This is a genomic window from Aeoliella straminimaris (assembly GCF_024054565.1).
Classification (GTDB): domain Bacteria; phylum Planctomycetota; class Planctomycetia; order Pirellulales; family Lacipirellulaceae; genus Aeoliella; species Aeoliella straminimaris.
The window spans coordinates 757317-777517 of record NZ_JAMXLR010000092.1; the positions used below are offsets into that span (position 1 = coordinate 757317).

The window sequence follows — 20201 nt, forward strand, 5'->3', positions numbered from 1 at the left end:
GGAACAAACAGCCAGCTACGGCTGCGACTCTTCACGCTCGTCGGTGGCCAGTCGCTTGAGGTACTCTTCCATCAGGTCGCGGTAGTGGCCCGGAAAGTCGCGACCAATCTGTTGCATCACCCGCTCACGCTCACGCGGGGGCAGATTGCCCCAACCCGAAGCATCCCCAATGTCTTTGATGTCGACTTTGCCTTCGCCTTTTTGTTCGACGGGCTGACTGTCTTCCATCGGAGTTCCCGATTGTTGACTGCCGGCTTGTTGCTGCTGTTGTTGCCGCTGCCGGGCCTGCTCCTCGAGTTTCTCGATCGTCTTATCGAGCGATGCCAGAATGCCCAGTTCTACTCCCTGGGTTTGGTCGCCGGCATCCGAAAGACTCAAGCGTCGCTCGACATCCGACATCCGCCTGGCAATGTGATCGAGCGAGTCCTCTTTTACCTTGGCAATGTCGGCTTGCATCAGCCTTGCAATCTGGGCGAAGCGTTCCGGCATTTCCTGCTCGGCATCCAGCAACGTGGCGAGCGTGCCTTTCGCTTCGTCGATTTGGACCAACTGGTGTTCGGCGATCGAACGATAGAACAATAGCGACGCTGGATCGAACACGTCGGACGGCTTCAAACCTTCGAGCACTTCGAGCGCTTGTCCATAGTAGTACTGCTGCACCAGGGCGCGACCGACGTACAGTCGCACGTTGCTACGGATCCAATACGGGACCTCGGCCGAGTCGAGCCAGTCGAGTTGCATGGCTTCGAGCGGAGTGGTGCGGCAAGCTTCGATGGTTTCGGCCACCTCTGGCAAGCTCATCGCCACCGCATGCATCACCGCGTCCAAACGATCGCCGGAGGTGAACAAGCGATCGAGCTCAGCACGCGCACCCGCTTCGCGTTCGGTGGCTTCCTGGGACGTGGCCGAGGAATCGACCATCCACTCGACGATACTCGCTTCGACGCTTTCGGGACTGGGCGTCGACCACGGAGTGATCGATTGCTCGACCGGCTCGTCGCTGGTCGCAAAGGCACCGGGAGCGAAGGTGGCGAGCGCCGCACAGGCGAAAATCGCACCTAGCAAGAATGGCACAAAGGAATACTTTTGCACGTCAGCGGGCCTCGTGTTGTGAGCGGACGCCTGTTTCGCTGCTACCATAGTATCGACGATTCTGCGGAATCGGACAACGCGTAAGCTCCGCAGGGGGCAGAAAATTGCGTAAATCACTGGTTGGCCTGCGTGTGGAGGTCGTGAGTTGCCTGGAAAATCCGTTCCTGACGCTCGGCCAGTTTATCTAACTCAACTTTCAATTCTGCAGGGTCGACCTGAGGATTATCGGCGAGCGCCCCCAGGTCCTGGGTCCGCTTATATACCCGGGCTTGCAGCGTCCGGATCATTTTCAGCTCCGAAATCAATTGCAGGAGACGTTCTTCGCCAGGGGGAAGCGGCTCTCCACTGCCGCCAGGCTGCGGGCTATCGCCTTGCTGTTGGGCCAATTCGTCGCGAGCTTGATCCAAGGCCTGAATCATGTCTTTCAGCCCGGTAATGATGTCAAGCTCTACCGTTTGGGTGATCGGACCCACATCGGCTGTCGCCAGGCGGGCCGCTGTGGAACGCATGTCTTCGGCAAGTTGTTCGGTTGCTTCCGGGAAGGCCACGGAGGTGCCATCTTCCCGTAGCAAAGTCAACGCCTTCTCGGCGTCGCGCACTAACTCCGATTCGCGACGCGACAGGCGAATCGATTGCAGCATCAAGTTGCGCGGTTTGCCGTCGGTCGATGCGGCGGATATTTCCATCGTGTCGTCGTAGATGCTTTCCTGCTTGGCGAGCATGTCGCGGAACCGCGAGACAAGCTTTGCCAGCAGGCGTTCCATCTCTTCTTCGCGAAGCTGACGGAGGATTCGTTCGAGTTCTGCTCGAGCAGCCTCTAGTTCACGCTGCGCTTCGCGCTGGTCCTCTTTGGCGTCCCGCTGCTGGGCGTCGCGAAGCTTCTTCTCGGCTTGTTCCATCCGTTGGCGAGCGCGTTCAACGCGCTGGGCCGCGTTCTTGATGGGATCGGAGTTCTGCTGCTCCGTTTGCTGGCTTTCTCCTTGCTGTCCTTCACCCTGTTGACCCTCACCCTGCTGACCTTCGCCCTGTTGGCCCTCCCCCTGCTGACCTTCTCCTTGCTGACCTTCTCCTTGCTGGCTCTCACCCTGTTGGCCTTCTTGAGACTCGCCTTCCTTGGGTTTGCCTTCCGGCGATTTGCCCTCGGCCGATTCCCCTTCTTGTGGTTGCCCTTCACCAAATTCGCTTTCGGCCTTGTCGCTTCCCTCTTCGAGCGCCTCTTGTACCTCACCAGCCGATTCGTTCACATCGTTCTGTTTGTCGGCCAGACGGTTGGTATCGGCCCCTTCCTCATTCTGGTTACGCAAGGAGCGTTGTTGGCGAATCAGCTTGTTGATCTCTCGGATCTGCGCCTTGAGGAACTTCTTCATCGCCTCGCGTTCGCTGTTGTCCGGATCTTCGAGCAGCACTTGCAGTAGCAGCTCCAACTCGGCCTGCAATTCGGTCTGATCCTTGGCAGCGGCCGACAGACGCTCGGTTTCCAGCAGATTAACGATGGTCCCGAATCGCTCGGCAATCCCTTTCTCGCGGCTGGCCTTGATGGCCCGGCGCAATTGCTCCGCTCGCTCGGGCTCGCTGTTGTTGGCCAGTTCGGCCAGTCGCGCGGCGACCGCTTCGAGCCGCTCGAAACGACTGGCCAGCCGTTGCTGTTCCAGACTCAGCCCTGAAGGAACGGATGTGGTCTCCGCTTCTTGCGCGCCAGTCAACTGAGCAGCGGATAGAGCAATGGCCATGAACAAGCAGACGGTCAACCAGTTGCCGCCAAAGCTGCGATGGTACATATCCGAATCCTCCTTTGCCGAACGAATGGGGCTCGACGGACGACACACGTCAACCGCTGGCCTTCTCCTGTTGGACGTCTGCTCAGTCCTGATTTATTGCATCAAGCGAATCTTTGCGTTCTCCGTGCACTGCGGCAAGCGCTTTCAAAGAGTGTCACGTGAGCGGCAAATGGGGCGAAAGGTTGTTTTAAACAAGGTGTGAGCAGGCGGGGTGGAAGTACCGCACCGCTTCGTCGATGTGGCTCGACCGAGTCGCCAACGTGCACGTTTCGCGCCCTGGCAGTTTGCACTAGTCTAGCAGCAAATCCTTCAAGTCGCTCTTCTGTTGATCCTTGGTTTTGGTGTTTATTTGCTCTTGTTGGCGGATGATTTCACGCAGCATGGCGACAATTTCGTTATAGTTCTCCAAGCCCTTCATCTCGCGAAGCAGTTCTTCGACCTCGATGATTGCTTGCCGCATTTCTTGTTTGGCAGCAGTGGTCGATTCGCCCGTGGCGACGCGGGCAATCTTATCGGCCACGCTCGTCATCCGCTGCTCGCCCAGCTTCCGCAAGGGAGCGGCGATGCGGTTGCCGATACGATTGGACATCTCGCCGTTGTCGACGCGGTTGTTGAACAGTTGGGCATGGATGTCCTCGAAGCCCGCCGCGACGCCCTGCACTTCGTCGGCAATCTGTCGCGCGGTCTCTGCGTCGCGAACAGCATCGCGGGCCAGGTGGCTTTGGGCTTCCGACTCGTCGATCGTCTCCGGGGCGATCTCGGCATTTTCTGGGGGCTCGGCCGAGGTATCGACAACCAGCAGATCGGCGTCTTCGGTGGCCGAAACACTGCCGCCGAGCGCTTGCTGTTCGAGTTTCTCGACTGAGTCGTACAGCAGTAGTAGCTTGTCGGCCACGGCTTCGAATGTCTGCCGCAGGTTCTGCTCGCTACCTGCCAGGCGGGACAGCAGTTCGTCTTCGGTTACGATCTCAAACGTCAGATTGCGCGCGGCCGTGGCGCGAGACTCGTCCGACAGATCGAACTTGTCGTTCGCGCTGGGGGCGATGGTCACCTGCCCACCGGGAGCGAAAGCGTACAGCGGATCGTTCGGGTGGGCTTGGGCCAGCTCTTCCAGGTCCACCGTGGCGAGGGCCAGCAGCTTGTTGCGGCTGCCTGCGGGTAGATTGACTGGCATGCGAGGCAGTTCATCATCGCCATGGCGGATATCGAGCCACGCGGTGTTGACGCCGTTGTCGTCGGTAATGTCAAGCTGCACCGGCAGCTGCGCCCGCTGGGTGACCGCCAGGCCAATGCCTTCTCGCGAGGCGAGCACCTGAGGTTTCTCATCCAGTCGCGAGGCGAGCGTCACTCGGAACGGCTCGGCACTGACGATGCCATCTTCGTCCAGCAACTCGACTTCGAGGTCGATGTCGTTGCGTTCCAATTTCAGGTGCGACTCAAAATCGCTGGTAGCATCGCTGGACATTTGGGGTTCGTCATCTTGCACGACCAAACGCCACCGCACTTCGGCCAGGGGCTTGTTGGCCTTGCCAACAGCAGTGATCACGGTTCCTTCTGGTAACTCGACGCGCGGACCAGCAGCAACAATGCGGTTGGAGCGGCCCAGGTACTCGGGGTATTCGCATTCAAACTGAAGCTGCGTGACTTTGGGACGCTCGACCACCTCGAGTCGCAAATGCCGCACGCGGTCGTCGCCACCGCGAATGTCGAACTCCACGTTGCCGGCAATTCGCTCGAACAGGTATTCGTAACGCTGGCTTTCGTCGCGGCCGGGTTCGGCATCGCCGATGCGAATCAAATCATCGCGGCCACGACGACCTTCTTCCCAGCGATAGCGAATGGTTACTCGCTCGGGAGCTTCGAGCTCTTCCGCCAGCGAAGCGTTCACTACGACCGGCACGTCCGAGTTGCGAGCCACTTTGCGGAACCAACCGCCCTCGCCATCGGGCTCGAATCCTTCGACGGTGAGACCCACCCTCCGCGGCCAGTCCTCGGGCGACAGGGCCAGTCGCTGGGTGTAGGTGTCCCAGATCTTTGGCATGCCCAGTGCCAGGGCGATCACCGAAATGGCGAGCCCGCCCACCAGCAGGGCGAAGCGATTGATTCGCAGTTGGTTGAGCAGATTTTCTGTATTGAGCGAACGGGCCGCATGGGCCGCTTCGCGAATGGTACGCGCGGCCAGTTCGGGATGGACATTCGCGGCATCGGCAGGGGATTCGTGCAGATCGACGGCAACCGAGAGGGCATCTTGAAGCTCGGGGTGTTTGCGTTCGATGAGCAATGCCAGGCTGCGATCGGACAGGCCTACCATCCAGCGGCGCAGACCCCACCAGATGAGAATGCCTAATACGCTTGCCACCAGCAGCAAGTGAACCGCCAGGCGGACTTGCGGAGGCGGCTCGAACATCCAGTCGAGTAACAACCCGCCCCAAAACACTACGCCCACCAGCACCAGCGCGAGCAGCACCGCTTCGGCCCACACAAACGTGCGGATGCGCTGCCGCACGTCGCTCAGCAGGTCGCTGATCGCTTGGTAGTCGAGGGTATGGTCGGTTGGTGCGGACATGAGAAGCTGGTTAGGGGGAACAATCAGGCGAGGTAACTGAGCCGGCGAATAATCCATTCCAGGCAAAGCGCGCCGGCCACCACGGCCAGCAGCCAGAACGATTGATCACGGGCGAATTGCTTGTCTATCGAGCCAATGACACGTTTGCTGCGGGATTGGCTCGGGGTGGCCGCTACCAGGTTGGGAAGTGTCTGGGTACCTGCCAAGGCGTGCTGCGAACTTGGGTAGTAGTAACCACCGGTCTGTTCGGCCAGGCTTTCGAGCAGTTTGGTGTCGCGAGTGGTTTGCCCCACTTCGAGTTGAGGGGTAGTTACGCGAATCGAGCGGCTAAGTTCATCTGTCGAGTCGGGCACGGGAAGCGACAACCGGTAGGTTCCTGGTAGTACGACGCGGAATTCGCCGGCGAAGTTCCCCGCGCGGGCATCGTCGGCGGCCAGTGTCAAACGATCGCTCCGCCCGCCTGGCATCTCGATGTCGAGTGTTACGCTGTCGGCTACCAGAGGCTCCATTTGCAGGTCGCTCAGCATCACTCGCACCGGCACCGTGGCACCGAGTTCGTATCGATCTTGCGAAACCAACAACTTGCCGCGGGGCGAGCCCTGCAGCAGGCGAGCCTGGCTGGTATGACGCAGCATTGAAGTCCACAACCGGTCGTAGTAGTTGGTGTCGAGTTTACGTAGCCGCCACATTTCGCCGCTGCCGATGAACAGCACCTGCCCGGCACCGTAGTAGTGCCCCACCAGGTAAGCGGGGCCATGGTCGTCGACCTCGGGGATGCCGGCATAGGCATACACCGTGGCACCCGGCTTGGGGCCATTGTGTTCCAACACGCTGTACACACCGTCGAACTCGTCCCAGGCCAGCGCGCTGTCATCAGAACTGTCGGCCAGCCACAGGAACTCCGCTTCCTCGCCTTCGCGGGTGAACTGGAGCGCCCGTGTAGTGTCGCGGTTGTCGTCGTCGCTGCGCAGATCGAGCAGTTGCTCAGGCACGCTTACTGGGTACAGGCCCCGGATGGTGCGCATGCGAGTATCGACTCCCCAGCGAGGCGTATTTACCCGGCCTGGGATCACGATCAATCCGCCCGCCTGCTGCGCCACCCATTGTTCCAGCCAACGAACCTGCTCGGCAGATAGCTGCGACCAATCGGGGTCGAAGGCGACGATGGCGTCGTACTTCGAAAGCTGTTCGGCGGTGGTTGGGAACTCGGTGAGTACTTCGTTTGCATCCTGCGAGATTCCTGGAGGGCTGCTGGCCAGCAGCACGTCGACCACGAAGCTGGCGTCGCGCATCAATTGGTTTCGCAAGAACCGGTAGTCGCGCGTCGGGCCGCCGGCGTACAGCAGCACACGGGTTTGGCGATCGATGACGGACACGTCCGCTTGCTGCGCATTGTCGTCGAGCATCGCTTCGCGCGGTGCAGGCAGGGCGCGGATTTCGTAAACGTAGTCGCCAGGCTCTGGCGGATCGGTTTCGATGCGGACCGTTTCGAGTGCGTCTGTGCCGACCACCGCCAGAGTGTGCGTCTCTACCACTTCCCAATCCCCTGGAGCCACCTCCTCGTTGTTGGCAGTGGCCGGACGGCGGGATAGCTGCAATTCGACTTGCTGCCCGGCCAGGTCCTGAGCGTGAACGATCGCTTGCAGCGTGAGTTTGTCACCTGGATAGGCCCGCTCGGGGGCAATGAGTTCGCGGACCACGATGTTGGCCGGTGCCGTGGTGGGGCCAAAGCCTACGGCATGGACTTTCACATTGGCATCGGTCGCTGCTTCCGCCGCCGCGGCCAGTTCGAGCCCACGGTTCTGTCCGCCGTCGGTCAACACGATGATGCCGGCCAGCGGCAGGCCCTGGTAACGCTCGAGCGTCGTGGCAATTGCATCGCCTAATCGGGTCTCGTGACCTTCGGGAACAATCTGCGAGGCCAGTTTGTCGTAGTCGAACGGCTCGGGCAAGTCGGCATCATCCTTCGACTGCTGGGCCGTACCTTCCTTCGATGCAGGCGACTGGGGCATGTAGGCCAGCGGGCGTGTCGCTTCGCCGAGCGCCACAATGTCGATATCGTGAGCCCTGCTCATGTCCTCGAGCAGTGGCGACTTGGTCAGCAGCGACTGCAATTTCTCGGCCCGGGTTGCCCTGTCGCTGGAAGTGGGTTCGGCGTCCGGCAGGTCCATGCTCAAACTAGTGTCAGCCAGCACTGCCACCCGCGAGGGCTCGACCACCTGCGAACTGCTGCGTTTTTCGAGACCGAGGAAGAACGCCACGAGTCCGGCAATGGCGATGGTTCGCAACAGTGCGAGCACAATTGCTTTGGTCACGGAGATGGTGCGTGCTTCGCGACGGTACACGCTCCAGACGTATGCGAGCAGCGCCAACAGACCGAGCACCAACGCTGGTCCCACCCACCAGGCGTCGCCCAGCGACTCCAGCCGCGCAAATTCATAGACCGCGTCGCCGGCCACTTTGGTGGCGGCCAGCGGCAGGCTGAACTGCGTCATGCTTGAGCTAAGGGGAAACATCAGGTTGGGTGGACTGCGAGGGGAGGATTATTCGTGGAAACTGCAAACGTAGGCCAGGGCTTGCTCAGCCACCAGTGCCAGGACCAGCGACGCGAGCAGGACTTCGGTCCAACTCGATTCGCTGGGATTCGCTTCGGTCGAGAGTTCATCGGCATAGCGCAGGGCGAACTCGTCGCCCGCGAATTTCTGACGCAGCGTCGTGTCGGCAGCCAGCGCCAGGTTGCCTTCGCCCGCGGCGGGGTTTACAGCGGCGAAGCGATCTTCGGTTCCGCCCGAATTGCGGTCGAGTCGCACACGGTACAAGCCGGCACGCTCGATCGGTTCGGAGGCGATTACCAGTTGATCGGCCGCCGGATCGCCCGACAGCGTGGCCTGGTAGGGAGTACCGCGACCGACCCGCTGGATGGAGCCCGAGCCGGCGAACATCGCTCGGTCGGCAGGAATGCGGAGTGCGTCGCCAACGGTCAGTACGTCGTCGGCGGCCGCGCCATACGCCAGGTACCCGAACAGCTCGTTGGTCAGCACGACGAACGCCGGATTGGGGCCGAAGTTCGACCAGCTGCCGAGCGTTCCTTCATCGGGCGAGACCTTGGTCAATTGCATGACGACCTTACCATTGCCGTAAGGTTTCTCCAGCACCAAGGGGGTGCCGTCCGCCAGAGAGGCAATGGCTTCGACGTCGTCGGTCTTGTCGTTTCGCCACCCTCGCTGCAGCGAGTAGTAGTAGTTCACCCGCATCAAGCCCAGCATGCTGTTTCGCTCGCCGCGAAAGACGCTGAATGCCGGGTGGTCGGTCACACGGATGTCCGCCGCAGGATTCTCCGTGTCGTCGGTTTCCGGAATCCATTGAGTGGGCAGGTCGGGCGGAGCTGGGAACAGGCCTTCGCCGCTGGCGAAGCCCGTGCCGGCGTAATAGTCGCGGCGGATCGTCTCGCCCAAAGTTACCAGTAGACCCCCACCCGCTTCGACGAACGCGGCGACCTGTGCCAGTTGCTCGTCCTTCAGGCGTGGCACATCCAGCAGCGCCACGGCCGCGTATTGCGAAAGGTCGCCTGCCTCGGCGAAATCGCTCGCCTTGACCACGACCGGGGCCCAACCACTTTTCACCGGTCCGCCCGGCGCTAGTGCGGTGCCGACGTAGTACGACTCCCACCCATTGGGCGAGCCATCCACCAGCAGCACCTTCTGCGCTTCGGGGACATGGGTAGCGTAAACGTAGCGGTTATCGAGCTCTACCGCATCGGCGTCGATGCTGCCGGCGACCCAGTGGGCGCCGCCAGCGACGAACGTTGCGCGGAATCGACGATCGACGGTTTCACCGGCCGGGATGTCGCCCACTGGAACAGAAACCAGTGGGCTGCCATCTTGCTCCAGTTCGACTACCACTTCGCGAGCGGTGGAGGTGCCGTAATTCTCCACCGCCAAACGCATCCACATTTCCACACCGGTGGCGCGAACACCCGATTCGGGCTCCAGGCTCACCAGGGCCAGGTTCTCGTGCGGCTGACGCACGGTGCGGATGAACTGCAGCCCGGTGGACCGCTTCTTCAACGAGTCGACCACCTCCTGAATGGCGTCGATCTGCTGGACGTCGTGTTGGCGGAAGTCGGACACGACGTGCACCACCAGATCTTGATCGGGCGGTTGCAGGTCGGCTAGCTCAACCGCGCGACGCAGCGCTGGCAACAGCCCGGATGCGGTGTCGGTAGGCTGCGCCGTTTCCATGCGGGAGATGAATTCCTGCCGCGACTTATCGTCGAGCTGCTGACGGAAGATTCCAGGGCGAGGGTCCTCTCCCCCCTGTTCCGCTTCGGAGAAACGCAAGATACTCACCACGCTGGCGGTCGATTGATCGGCGGCCGCTTGGGCGATGTCGTTCGCTGCGCCAATGCCTTCCTTCCAGGCGGAAGTTTCCGCCCAGCGGTCGGTGGTCGAGTAGCTGTCGTCCAGTACCACCAAGTGATGCACCGGCCGGTTCAACAGACGACCGATCCAACCGCTACGAGCCGTGGGGCGGGCGAGCATCACGATCAACAGGGCAATCGCTGCGGTACGCAACAGCAGCAGCAACAGCTCCTGGAGGCTGATCCACGTCTTGCTACGTTCCTGGCTCTCCAGCAAAAATTGCATGGCGGCCCACGGCACTCTGCGCTGGCGACGCAGGTTCAACAGATGGATCACCAGCGGCAAGGCCACTAGCGGCAATCCAAACCAGAACACCGAGGGATATAGGAACGACACGTCAGTCAGGCGGGCAGTTGTTGGGTGGGGTTAAATCTTGGCGCGTTGCGCAAGCGCGCGGCGGGCGATGATGGCGGTCAAGGCGGCGTCCAATGCGTCGCTGGTGCGGATCAACGAATAGTCGACCGCGTTTGCGGCACAGGCCTTGCGCACGCGGGTCAAATAACGTTCCAGGGCTTCCATGTAACCTTTGCGGAGCGCACGAGGGTTGCAGTCGACAATGTCGTCGACCTCCAGGCCTTCGAACCGTACGGGACCGCGAAACGTGAAATCGAGTTCCTCATCGTCCATCACGTGCAGCACCACTACATCGTGTCCCATTCGCCGCAGTGTGACCAGCCCTTTTAGCAGTTGGTCGGTGTCGCACAGCAGGTCCGAAATCAGGACGATCATCCCCTTGCGAGGATTGGATTTGGCCACGTGGGCGAGCACGCTGTCGATGTTGGTCTTGTCGCGTGGTTCAATCGATTCCAGTGCCCGGGCGATCCTTGTCAGGTGACTTCGTTGCGTGCGGAGCGGCACTTCGTGGCGGATTTGATCGTCGAACACCGTAACACCCACCGAATCGCTTTGCTTTAGCAGCAGGTAGGCGAACGCCGCGGCGGCAGTCGCAGCGTAGTCGTGCTTGGTCATGTCGGCCGAGCCGTAGTTCATGCTCGCCGAACCATCGACCACCAGGGTGCAACGCAGGTTGGTATCTTCTTCGTACCGCTTGATGTAAAGGCGGTCCTGCTTCCCCCACACCTTCCAGTCGATATGGCGCAAGTCGTCGCCCTTGGAGTACTCGCGGTGTTCGCGGAACTCGACCGACTGCCCGAAGTACGGGCTGCGATGCATACCGGAAAGCAGACCTTCGACAATGTACCGTGCCCGCAATTCGAGCCGGCCGATGCGACGGACGACCTCAGGAAGCAAAGACTTTTTGGAAGCGGGGGTCACCACTGAGTTGGTCCTCGCGGGCGGGTAGGTTTTCGATTAAGCGGCCGACCACGTCGTCGGACGTAATGCCTTCACTTTCGGCCGTGTAGTTCACCAGCAGCCGATGACGCAGGACGGGCGCGGCGAGTGCCTGGATGTCTTCCAGGGCTACATGCGGCCGTCCCATCATCAAGCTCCGCCCCTTGGCTCCCATCAGCAAGTACTGCACGGCCCGCGGTCCGGCGCCCCAGGACAGGTTTTCCACTGCGAAGGGATCGGCCTCCGGCTCGCCAATGCGGGTCGACCGCACCAGGGCCACCGCGTAGCGAATCAGGTGTTCGCTCACCGGCACCAGTCGTACCATGTGCTGTATCTCCAGCACCTCTTCGGGAGCGAGGACCGGCTCGACCTGGAAATCCTGCACGCTGGTCGTGCGGCGGGCGATTTCGACTTCGTCCTCCACCGAGGGATAGCGAACCAGTACCTTGAGCATGAACCGGTCCTGCTGCGCTTCGGGCAGCGGGTAGGTGCCTTCCTGTTCGATGGGGTTCTGCGTGGCGAGCACAAAGAACGGATCGCCGATCTGATGGCGAACCATGCCCACCGATACTTGTCGCTCCTGCATCGCTTCCAGCAGTGCCGCCTGCGTCTTGGGGGGCGTGCGATTAATTTCGTCCGCCAAAATCACGTGGGCAAAGATCGGCCCGCCCAGGAACCGCATCTCGCGCTGACCGGTCGACTTGTTCTCTTCAATGATGTCGGTGCCGATGATGTCGGCCGGCATCAAGTCGGGCGTGAACTGAATGCGGTTGAACGTCAGGTTCAGCGACTTGGCAAGCGTGCTGATGAGCAACGTCTTCGCAAGTCCCGGCACACCTTCCAGCAGGCAATGGCCTCGGCAGAATAGCGTAATCAACAGTTGGTCGATTACCTCTTGCTGGCCCACGATAACTTGAGAAAGTTGCTGGCGGATCCGGTCGGCTGCGGCATTGAGCCGATCAACGGCGGAGGGGTCTTGTTCGTGCATGCTTCGCAGGTGGTAAGTGAAAAAGTGATGCAGGCCTTACTTGCCAGGCGGCGGATGCGAGATCGCTACCGCTGGTAAATTGGCAAGGCTGCGTTGTCGAGTTGTAAGATGATCAAGTTGAGCGAGGTGGTATAGACCTGGCCGATGTAGCCCTGATCCCACACCACACCTTTTCCGTTCTCCAAGGTGACGGGCTTCGCCTCGCGGAGCAATTTCGCATAGGTCGTGTTGCGATAGTCCGTCCAGATCTCGCCCGCTTCGCGGTACTGTACCTGTGAGTAATAAAAGTGGGCGTAGTGCCAGTGTCCGTAGTTGTTTTGACGACCGCCGCCCAAGTGCTGCTCACAATACTTCAGCATGCGGGGCACGTAGTCGTCGTCGTATTCACCCGCATTGAACAGGCAGGCTACCGCCGCAGCGGTAATGGCGGGTCGGCCACCACCACCTTTGCTGCTGTATTGCACGCCACCATCGCGTAGCGTGCAGTCTTTAATGTACTTGACTGCTTTGTCGATGACCTCTTTGGGGACAGGAATTCCCGCGTTTCGGCAACTCCGCAGTCCCTGCACCTGGGTAATGGTCGTGGAACCTTCGTCAAAACCGTTGCCATCCTTTGCACTCACATAGCCCCATCCACCAGCATCGGTTTGGGCCTGGCCGGTAAAGCGGACCGCCTTGGTAAGTACCTGTACCAGTTCTTCTCGACGCTGCGCGTCTTCTTCTTCACCCAGCACCTGCGAAAGGAACAGCATGGCGAAACCATGGCCGTAGGTGTAGCGGTCGTCACGCAGGGGATCGCCAATCAGCCCATTGGGGCGGCTCTGGCTCACCAAGTAATCGACCGCTCGGCTGATGTTATCGGCGTAGCGTCCCTCGGTGGTGGTCGATCCCTCGCACAGCATGGCGAGTCCGGCCAGCGAGGTCATGGCGGCCGGATAGCGTCCTTGAGCGGTCCAGTGTCCTAGACGCTGTTGGCGAGAAGCGAGCCAATCAAGACCCTGCACTACCACGCGATCGACTTCCGGGTCGCTTCGGGCGGCAACCGCTGGACTGCACAAGGCAATCAGCGCAATCGACACCGCCAGCATTTTCCGTGAGGAACACATAGTGGCATCTCCATACACGAGGACCGTGGTCGCGCCTGGCCTGCATAATCGTTACTGCCGACAACTCGATTGCGTGGGTCGTTGGGATCAATCGTCGTCGTCGATAGGCGGATCACTCAGTGATCCGCCGGATAGCTTCCTTAGTATACCAAGTAAACCTGACCCTTGTCCTTTGGACACTCCTTCCACCTCCGCCAACGCCACCGGCTCGGGGGGCCTGGGGGAGTCCGTAAATTGCAAGGTTACCAGAGTATGCCTTAAATCCAGGGTCACGGTCGGTTCGGCCACATGATCGATGCGCATCGACCAGGGAGCCGGGTCGAGGGGGTACAGTTCGTCTTCCCGTAGCAGGCTGCGACCGGTCCGTTTGTCCAGGACGAGCACCCGCGTATGTCCGCTCTGGTTGCTGCCCTGGCGAGCTTCCTCGCGGCTAATAAACACCAGCGCCGGCGAGGCCGTGGGTTGCATACGCCAGAGGCCCTGCCCGCGAACGCTTGCCGGGCGGTTCCAGTGCGGCTTGCCAGTTTGTGCGTCGAGTGCGTAGACATGCCCCGAGATGATGGGCGAGTTTTCCAGCATCTCGTTGCCCGCCGTGTTGTGCTGGGCGGTAGTCCGCGTGTTAGTTGCCAGAATCAGCAGATCGTCCGAAGGCAACAGGTGAATGGTCTCGAGTTGCCGCTCGGGTTTCAGCTTCGCGGCAAATTTTATCTGCCCGGTGGCCGCGTCCACGGCCTCCAGTTCGCCCGTCGGCTCCATCACCAGTACCAGGTTCGACGACACAACTGGCTGAGTGGCCGAACCGCTGTAGGACCGCTCCAGCAACACCTTGCCAGATAGCACGTCCACAACGCGTATCAAACGGCGTCCGGCTCGCAGTTGCGTGACAACGACGTTCCGTCCGTAGGTCAGGATGGTCTTTCCTTCGGGGTTCTGCCATTCGCCCAAAGTCGATCCGTCGATCATCGACAGCACCACACCGGTCACTTCGCCATCGGCCTTCAGGAACAGGTATTCTGAATCTCCGAAGGCCGCTCCATCGGCGGGCGTATCGCGGCGCTGCCACAACAGTTCGCCGTCCACGGTGCCGTAGCAACGCAGCAGCTCTTCACCACGCAGCACCACCCCCTGCGGCGTGGCCGAACACAACTCGCCTGTGGGACCGTCCGTTTCTCCTTGGGTCGGCAGGGAGCGAATCACGGTGCGGCCACCCACTTGCACGGCTCGGAGCGTTCTTCGATTGCCGCGCGACGAGGGAGGACTGCTCCAGAGCAGCGGCCCCTCTTCCAACTCGCCCTGCCGCAGGTCGACCACGGCCACCTGATCCCCGGCACCAAGCACTGCAAAATGCCCGAACCGCATGCAGGCGAGTTCCGTGTTGGTATTGGAGTTTTGCAGGGCCACGAACTGCATTGGGATGCCGTGGGTCACTTCGCCGAACTGGTTCCAGGCGAACAACTGGTTTTGACTGCCATAGGAGAGTGCCAGAGTCACCGGCCCGTTGGTTGGCAGGCCGCACGAGTGTGGTTCGACCAGCAGTCTCGCGTTGGATCTCGATCGCAGGCCTCGACTGACGGTCGTATTGCGATTCGAGCCAGCGCGCCCTCGATCGATGGAGGTCTCCACCTTTCCATCGGGCCAGGTGCTGTGCGAAGTGAAGTACTGCTCCAAGGTGTCGCCCGACTCGAGCCCCGGTACCAGGGCTGCCACTTGCGCTCGCAACTCTTCCAGGCCACCGTTCGACGCAGCTTCTTTCGCCGACTGCAGCAACAGCAACTCGGCCTCGGCGTAACGTTGAGTCGCCACGTACTCGTCTGCCAGCCGGAGCCTGGCAATGCGTCCAGCAGGGATGCCGCCGAAGTAACGTACCAGTCGTGCCAGCTTGCTGGTGGAAGGATCCACCTGGGCGTCGTCGAACCATTGCTGGACATCTTTGGCGATGCGCTCTCGTAGCGGCTCGTCGGCCATGTCCCAAAGCTCGTTCAATCGCGCGGCGAACCACCTTTCGGCCTGGACCTCGTGGTTATCGTTGCGTTCCAACATCGCTTCGCGATCGATGAGGAATATCTTGTGAACGTATTCATAAGCTTCGGCGGGATCGGATGCTGCCAGCGAACCTTCGACGTTAAAGCGGTACAGTTCGAGCCGCTGCGGGGTATCGGTCGATAGCGAAGCCAGCAATTCGCTGTGTTGCTTGTACTGTTGGTAGTCATTGCGAAGTCCGGTGACCAACGCCTTGGTGAGCCGCATTTTCACTAATGAATCTTCCGCGTCCTGCTGGTGGGCTTCGAGCAGCAGGCGAATCGCCTGATCGAGATCTCCTTCGCCCCAAGCAAGTTCGCCTCGGACACGCAGCGTGTCGGCATTGGAAACCCCATCTTTTTCGTTTTGAGCCAACTGTTCACGCAGCAGCGACATCTGATCGAAACGTGCGAGCGATGTGGGCGATTGAGAAAGCAAGGCGCCACGGTGGAAGGCCAGGTTGCCAACCGATGCACCCTCGCGCAGCGCCAGCGCACGTTCGAACGTCCCGCTCGAGACGTTCACGATGCCAACCTGATTGTTGGACAAGGGCAACATCAAAGCGTCGTTGGTCAGCACTCCCAAGCCGGCTACCGTCAGTTCGTCAGGCAATTCCACGCGCGAGTTTTCGCTGGCCGGTTCGCCCGTTTCCAGATCCAGCAGCCCGACGTAGCGACCGGCGACCAGCACTACACGGTCTCCAGCCACTCCGGCCAGATAGTCGTAGTCTCCGCGCTCGATCGACCACCGTTTCTCGCCGGTGTGCCCGTCCAGGCAATATAGCTGTTCGCATTCCGGGGCGGTTACGAGCAACGCGTCGCCGCTGGCAATCACACGGTTGCGCTGCCAACGGCTGGTGAGTGCCGGTTGGTAAGCGCCGAACTGTTGCTGCCAGCCAGTGGTGGCTCGAGTCGCAAGATCTTCGTCGACTTCGAAACGAAAGGCCCATTCCAGTGAGTGCTTCACGGGATCAACAGCTACCACACTGCCAGCGCCAGTCGGACAAAGCACCAGCCCATTGGCATACGAAGGCGTTGCCCCGGCCAGCCGGCGACCGATATCGAACACCACGCTGCGTTCGAGGTTCGCCAGTGGTTGTTTCCATAGTAGCTTGCCGGTTTCGGCTTCCAGTTGCAGCAAATGGATCGAGTTGGCGAACTCGGCCAGCACGCACAGCGTGTCGCCCACCGCAATCGGAGCACCCAGGAAGAAACAGCCAGACAGCTCTTCGTTGTTCTCGCCATTAATTTCCCACAACCGCTTGCCTTCGGTTCGCAGGTCGTAGGCGGTAAGGGTATTGCCTGGCTCCTCGTACTCGCTGCCGGCCTGGCGTAGCAGTTGTAGGCGGAAACGCATGTTGTTCCGCAAGTGAATGCTGTCGAGATTGCGTATCGCGTACACCCGATCGCCATCGCTGCTCAGCGCCCCGTATACGGCGTCGACCCACAGGCGTTGCTCCAGGGCCTCCAAGGCCACGGCGCCTTGCTCACCACCATCGCCAAACGGCAGGTTGATGGTGTTTGTATCTTCTTCGACCGATTCGCCCCGCGTCTCCCACACGCGTCGCCCGGAGTTGAAGTCGACGGCCACCAGGTTGCTGGGCGTGCGGACAATCACGTAGTTGCCGACCGCGATTGGACTGGCGACCAGGCCCCAACTTACCCCACGACGATGCTGCCATTGCAGACGGGACTCAAGGCGTTGGGCGATGTGATATTCCTTCACCGTCCGTGCGTCCCAGGTTGGCCAGACGTGCGGCGCACCTCCGGCAACGTACAAGGGATTCCGTGAGGCGCTACGTCCTTCGACCAACCAGGCGTCGTCCTCCGATCGCTGCAGTTTGGAAGCGGCGCTCGACAGGCTCTGGAGCCACTGGCCCACGTCGTTGTTGCCGATCAGTTGTTCCACTTCGGCCCGGGCGGTCGGCGAGGGAATGTTCTGCAGACGCTTGGATGCTTCTTCCAGCGAGCCCTGCTTGTCCGTAGCCGCGTAGCACAGCACCAGTCGCACGTCGATCAACGCTTCGTACCTTGAGGCGGCCTTGGGCCAGGTGCGAAGTTCTTCATACAGAGCGGCCGCTCTTGAGTAACGGCCGGCGTCCATTTCGGCTTGAGCCAGCATCAGCATGGCTTGACCAGCGGCCTCGGTCACGGGGTACCGCTGCGCCACTTGGGCCAACCCGGCCAGCGAACACTGCTGGACGGCCTGGGCCAGTTCGCGTTGAGCTTTGACGCCTTGGTCCAATTCCATGGCGGCCACGCCGGCAGCCGGAAGATTGGCCAGCAGGTCCTTGGCGGCCGCCTTGAGGCTGGTGGCCACTTTGTTCGATTGCCGACGGTGAGCCAGTTCGAAGGTGTCCTCGCTTGCCTCGAGCACTCGATCCACCAACGGTAAGCCTTCGCTGTACCTGCCCGATTCGAAGAGCTGCCGAGCCTGATCGAGATCTTGCGCCAATCGACGATCGGTCGGCAGATGGGCCGAGTAGTACAGCGAATGTAAATCGCTGATCTGATCGGGGTCATCTTCCTCTGGAGCGGGGGTCGGTTCCGGCTGAGCCCAGCAGACTGGTTGCCACACAACTAGGCCCCACACAATCAGCGCACAGGTAGCCCACCGATGTCTCAGCAAGCAGGAGGCCAAAGCGTGCAAGGTGGATAGCAGGATCAAGGGTAGCCAGCGATGCAATCGAACTTCACGACGTCCACGACGTCCAGGAGGGTGGCTGCGGGCAATCATCCTTTACTCCCCGTCTCGCCTGCGGTGTGTAGAGGAAGGCAGTTACCGTCCCTCGGCTCCATCATACCGGCGGAGTAAGGATTCGGCGACTTCCTTGCTCGCCAAGTTGGCCGATGTGGACAACCGGACGGGCCGATCCTGTGCATATCTGGGCCGTTTAACCCGGGGCGAGCTTAGTGTTCTTGGGATTTTTCTACAAGCGGTTTCTCCGCACCCTTTATTGGCACTTGGTGCGAATCGCTTGAGGCAGCTTGCCGCCTCGCATCGAGGCGTGTTCGGCTGTTGTTTAGTACTCAGAGGTCCCCAAGAGGTTCCGGGGGACTTGGACAATTTTCCCCAAGTCGTTTGATTCCATTGATTTGCAACCTAGATTGTGTTGCAGCCTTCCGCTTGAGCGGGGCGCTGTACGCCCCCTCTGCAGAAGGGGTGAGTGGTGGGTTTCCTGGCACGGAACACCGGGGGGAACCAGCCGAACGGCGTGTGACGATGAGAGCCTGAGAGGGGCGGAGTGCTCCAAAACCCTAGTTTTGTCGGGGTTTGCGATCCATTCCGCACTTGTTTTTTTCCCCCACCAGCGCTCTAATCAGCACGTTCGTTAACGGAGGACGATCCTACTCGACCCTTCCAGCCCAGTATTTCAGACTTTTTTTCGGAGGAATCAGACCCATGGCGAAAGCCGCTCCCAAGCCGCCTACCAAGACGGAAGTCTTCGCAAACATTGCCGAGAAGACCGACTTGACCAAACGCCAAGTTGCTTCCGTGTTCGAGGCCCTGAGCGAAGAGATCGAAAAGTCTCTGGTTGGCCGTAACGCTCCCAAGACCTTCACTCTTCACGGCCTGTGCAAAATCGTTGTTCAACACAAGCCGGCCAAGCCAGCTCGCAAGAACGTACCTAACCCCTTCCGTCCGGGCGAGACCATGGACGTTGCCGCCAAGCCGGCCAAGAACGTCGTGAAGATCCGTCCGCTCAAGCGTCTGAAGGACATGGTTGGTTAATCACACCATCCAACAGACACGAGCCTGCCACTCGGCGATCGAGTGAGCCGCTCAAGGCGCGATTTTAAAAAGGGTCGGTGTGCCACACAAGGCATTCCGGCCCTTTTTGTGTAACACCCCACCTGCAATCCCCAGTAGGACGAGTGCCCACGACGTGGGTTCGGGGATTTCCAGTTGACTACTTGCGCTGCTGGCGTCGGCCGTTCGGAGTCCGAAGTTGCGCTTCCACACGTTGTAATCGCCAGCATCGATGTGCAGGTTGCCATTGCCATCGGCCGCTAGCTTCGAGGTGCTGCCTAGCGTGTTGCGCCACAGCGTGAAGTCGGCAAGATCCACGATTCCGTCGTCGTTGTAGTCACCCTGCTCGGTGGCGGTGGGGCCTGCGTCGAGGATGTACGAATGCGCCTCGCGAAAATTCATGCTACCCGCACCCAAGTCGGTGAGTGAACCAAACTCGAACTTGTTCGGGTGATTCTCGGCGACACCACTCCAGGTGTACTTCACCTCGCCATCGTAAAAGAACGATACCAGCTGCGTATTTGGGGCCGAACGAAGTTCGTAGGCGTGGTAATCACCAGCGCCCGACGGCGGCGAGAGCTCCAGCACGGTGCTTGATGTGGCGGTGGTTGGTATCGAGGCAATCAGCGCGCCGCTGGCGTCTGTATCAATGGCCACTCCGTAGTAGCGACCATCAAACGTCACGGCCAGGCCCTGGTTAGCGATGCCCTGCTCCATGGCTACGAATTGGGCATTCGCTTGCAAGTTCCATCCATTCTCCCTGGCGGCGGCAACGTACTGGGGTTGCTGCAGGAAGAAGAAGTAGTGCGGTTCGACACCGGAAATACCTGGGTTATGAATCTGCCAGGCGGTGCTACCTCCACCTGCTGAGCCTGTGACACTACTGACGTAGCCATCGATGTATTGCGGCGGGTCGAAGTACGAAGGGTCGTACCACCCCCATTGCGAGGGAGACCATGCCACGGAGTAGTCGCCGGCGTAGTACTCGGCCAAGGTGATCGGTGCCGCTTCAGCTGGCAACGTGCCGAGACAGACCAGGCAAATCATACTGTGCCACAGGCACTTAGTGGTCAGTTTGAATGGAACTGTGCGGTGCATACTTCTCGCAGCCCTGCGATTAGCCACTGGGTTGGTTCATTGCTATGTTCCTGCCGCTGCCTACATCAGGGCAGGAACGGGCTGCGAATG

General features: G+C 60.5%; 11 protein-coding genes. 1 reads left to right on the forward strand and 10 read right to left on the reverse strand.

The genetic code is table 11. The annotated features are described in order from the left end of the window. Positions 1–15 precede the first annotated feature (15 nt). The 9 genes from NG895_RS28800 to NG895_RS28840 all read right to left on the reverse strand — a co-directional run bounded on the left by NG895_RS28800 (position 16) and on the right by NG895_RS28840 (position 17855). Positions 16–1092, reverse strand: a complete 1077-nt coding sequence (locus NG895_RS28800) for a hypothetical protein (protein ID WP_252856028.1) — start codon at positions 1090–1092, stop codon at positions 16–18. A 113-nt stretch (positions 1093–1205) separates the two neighbouring features. Next, positions 1206–2870, reverse strand: a complete 1665-nt coding sequence (locus NG895_RS28805; RefSeq protein WP_252856029.1) for a coiled-coil domain-containing protein — start codon at positions 2868–2870, stop codon at positions 1206–1208. Between the two features lie 289 nt (positions 2871–3159). Continuing rightward, positions 3160–5436 carry a hypothetical protein gene (locus NG895_RS28810; RefSeq protein ID WP_252856030.1) on the reverse strand — a complete coding sequence of 759 codons (2277 nt, stop codon included), beginning with the start codon at positions 5434–5436 and terminating at the stop codon, positions 3160–3162. 23 nt (positions 5437–5459) lie between these two features. After that, a complete protein-coding gene (locus tag NG895_RS28815; RefSeq protein ID WP_252856031.1) occupies positions 5460–7931 on the reverse strand; it encodes a hypothetical protein in 2472 nt (823 codons plus the stop codon). Positions 7932–7979: 48 nt separating this feature from the next. Beyond that, positions 7980–10193 carry a BatA domain-containing protein gene (locus NG895_RS28820; protein ID WP_252856032.1) on the reverse strand — a complete coding sequence of 738 codons (2214 nt, stop codon included), beginning with the start codon at positions 10191–10193 and terminating at the stop codon, positions 7980–7982. Positions 10194–10223: 30 nt separating this feature from the next. Beyond that, complete coding sequence (locus NG895_RS28825; RefSeq protein WP_252856033.1) at positions 10224–11108, reverse strand: DUF58 domain-containing protein; 885 nt, start codon at positions 11106–11108, stop codon at positions 10224–10226. Continuing rightward, complete coding sequence (locus tag NG895_RS28830; RefSeq protein ID WP_252856034.1) at positions 11098–12138, reverse strand: AAA family ATPase; 1041 nt, start codon at positions 12136–12138, stop codon at positions 11098–11100. Before NG895_RS28830 ends, NG895_RS28825 begins: the two co-directional genes overlap by 11 nt. Positions 12139–12203: 65 nt before the next feature. Continuing rightward, positions 12204–13244, reverse strand: a complete 1041-nt coding sequence (locus NG895_RS28835) for a prenyltransferase/squalene oxidase repeat-containing protein (RefSeq protein ID WP_252856035.1) — start codon at positions 13242–13244, stop codon at positions 12204–12206. A gap of 87 nt (positions 13245–13331) precedes the next feature. Beyond that, a complete protein-coding gene (locus NG895_RS28840) occupies positions 13332–17855 on the reverse strand; it encodes an outer membrane protein assembly factor BamB family protein (protein WP_252856036.1) in 4524 nt (1507 codons plus the stop codon). An 810-nt stretch (positions 17856–18665) separates the two neighbouring features. Between NG895_RS28840 and NG895_RS28845 the strand changes: the two genes are divergently transcribed. After that, positions 18666–18995 (forward strand): HU family DNA-binding protein, encoded by a 330-nt coding sequence (locus tag NG895_RS28845; RefSeq protein WP_252856037.1) that lies wholly within the window; start codon positions 18666–18668, stop codon positions 18993–18995. Positions 18996–19046: 51 nt separating this feature from the next. Here NG895_RS28845 and NG895_RS28850 read toward each other — a convergent pair whose 3' ends face one another. Continuing rightward, on the reverse strand, positions 19047–20111 hold the full coding sequence (locus NG895_RS28850; RefSeq protein WP_252856038.1) for a dockerin type I domain-containing protein: 1065 nt from the start codon (positions 20109–20111) through the stop codon (positions 19047–19049). Positions 20112–20201 lie beyond the last annotated feature (90 nt).

Coding starts and splice junctions, on each gene's coding strand:
- NG895_RS28805 (WP_252856029.1), bottom strand. CDS start 2,870: ATGTACCATCGCAGCTTTGGCGGCAACTGGTTGACCGTCTGCTTGTTC.
- NG895_RS28810 (WP_252856030.1), bottom strand. CDS start 5,436: ATGTCCGCACCAACCGACCATACCCTCGACTACCAAGCGATCAGCGAC.
- NG895_RS28815 (WP_252856031.1), bottom strand. CDS start 7,931: ATGACGCAGTTCAGCCTGCCGCTGGCCGCCACCAAAGTGGCCGGCGAC.
- NG895_RS28830 (WP_252856034.1), bottom strand. CDS start 12,138: ATGCACGAACAAGACCCCTCCGCCGTTGATCGGCTCAATGCCGCAGCC.
- NG895_RS28835 (WP_252856035.1), bottom strand. CDS start 13,244: ATGTGTTCCTCACGGAAAATGCTGGCGGTGTCGATTGCGCTGATTGCC.
- NG895_RS28845 (WP_252856037.1), top strand. CDS start 18,666: ATGGCGAAAGCCGCTCCCAAGCCGCCTACCAAGACGGAAGTCTTCGCA.
- NG895_RS28850 (WP_252856038.1), bottom strand. CDS start 20,111: ATGCACCGCACAGTTCCATTCAAACTGACCACTAAGTGCCTGTGGCAC.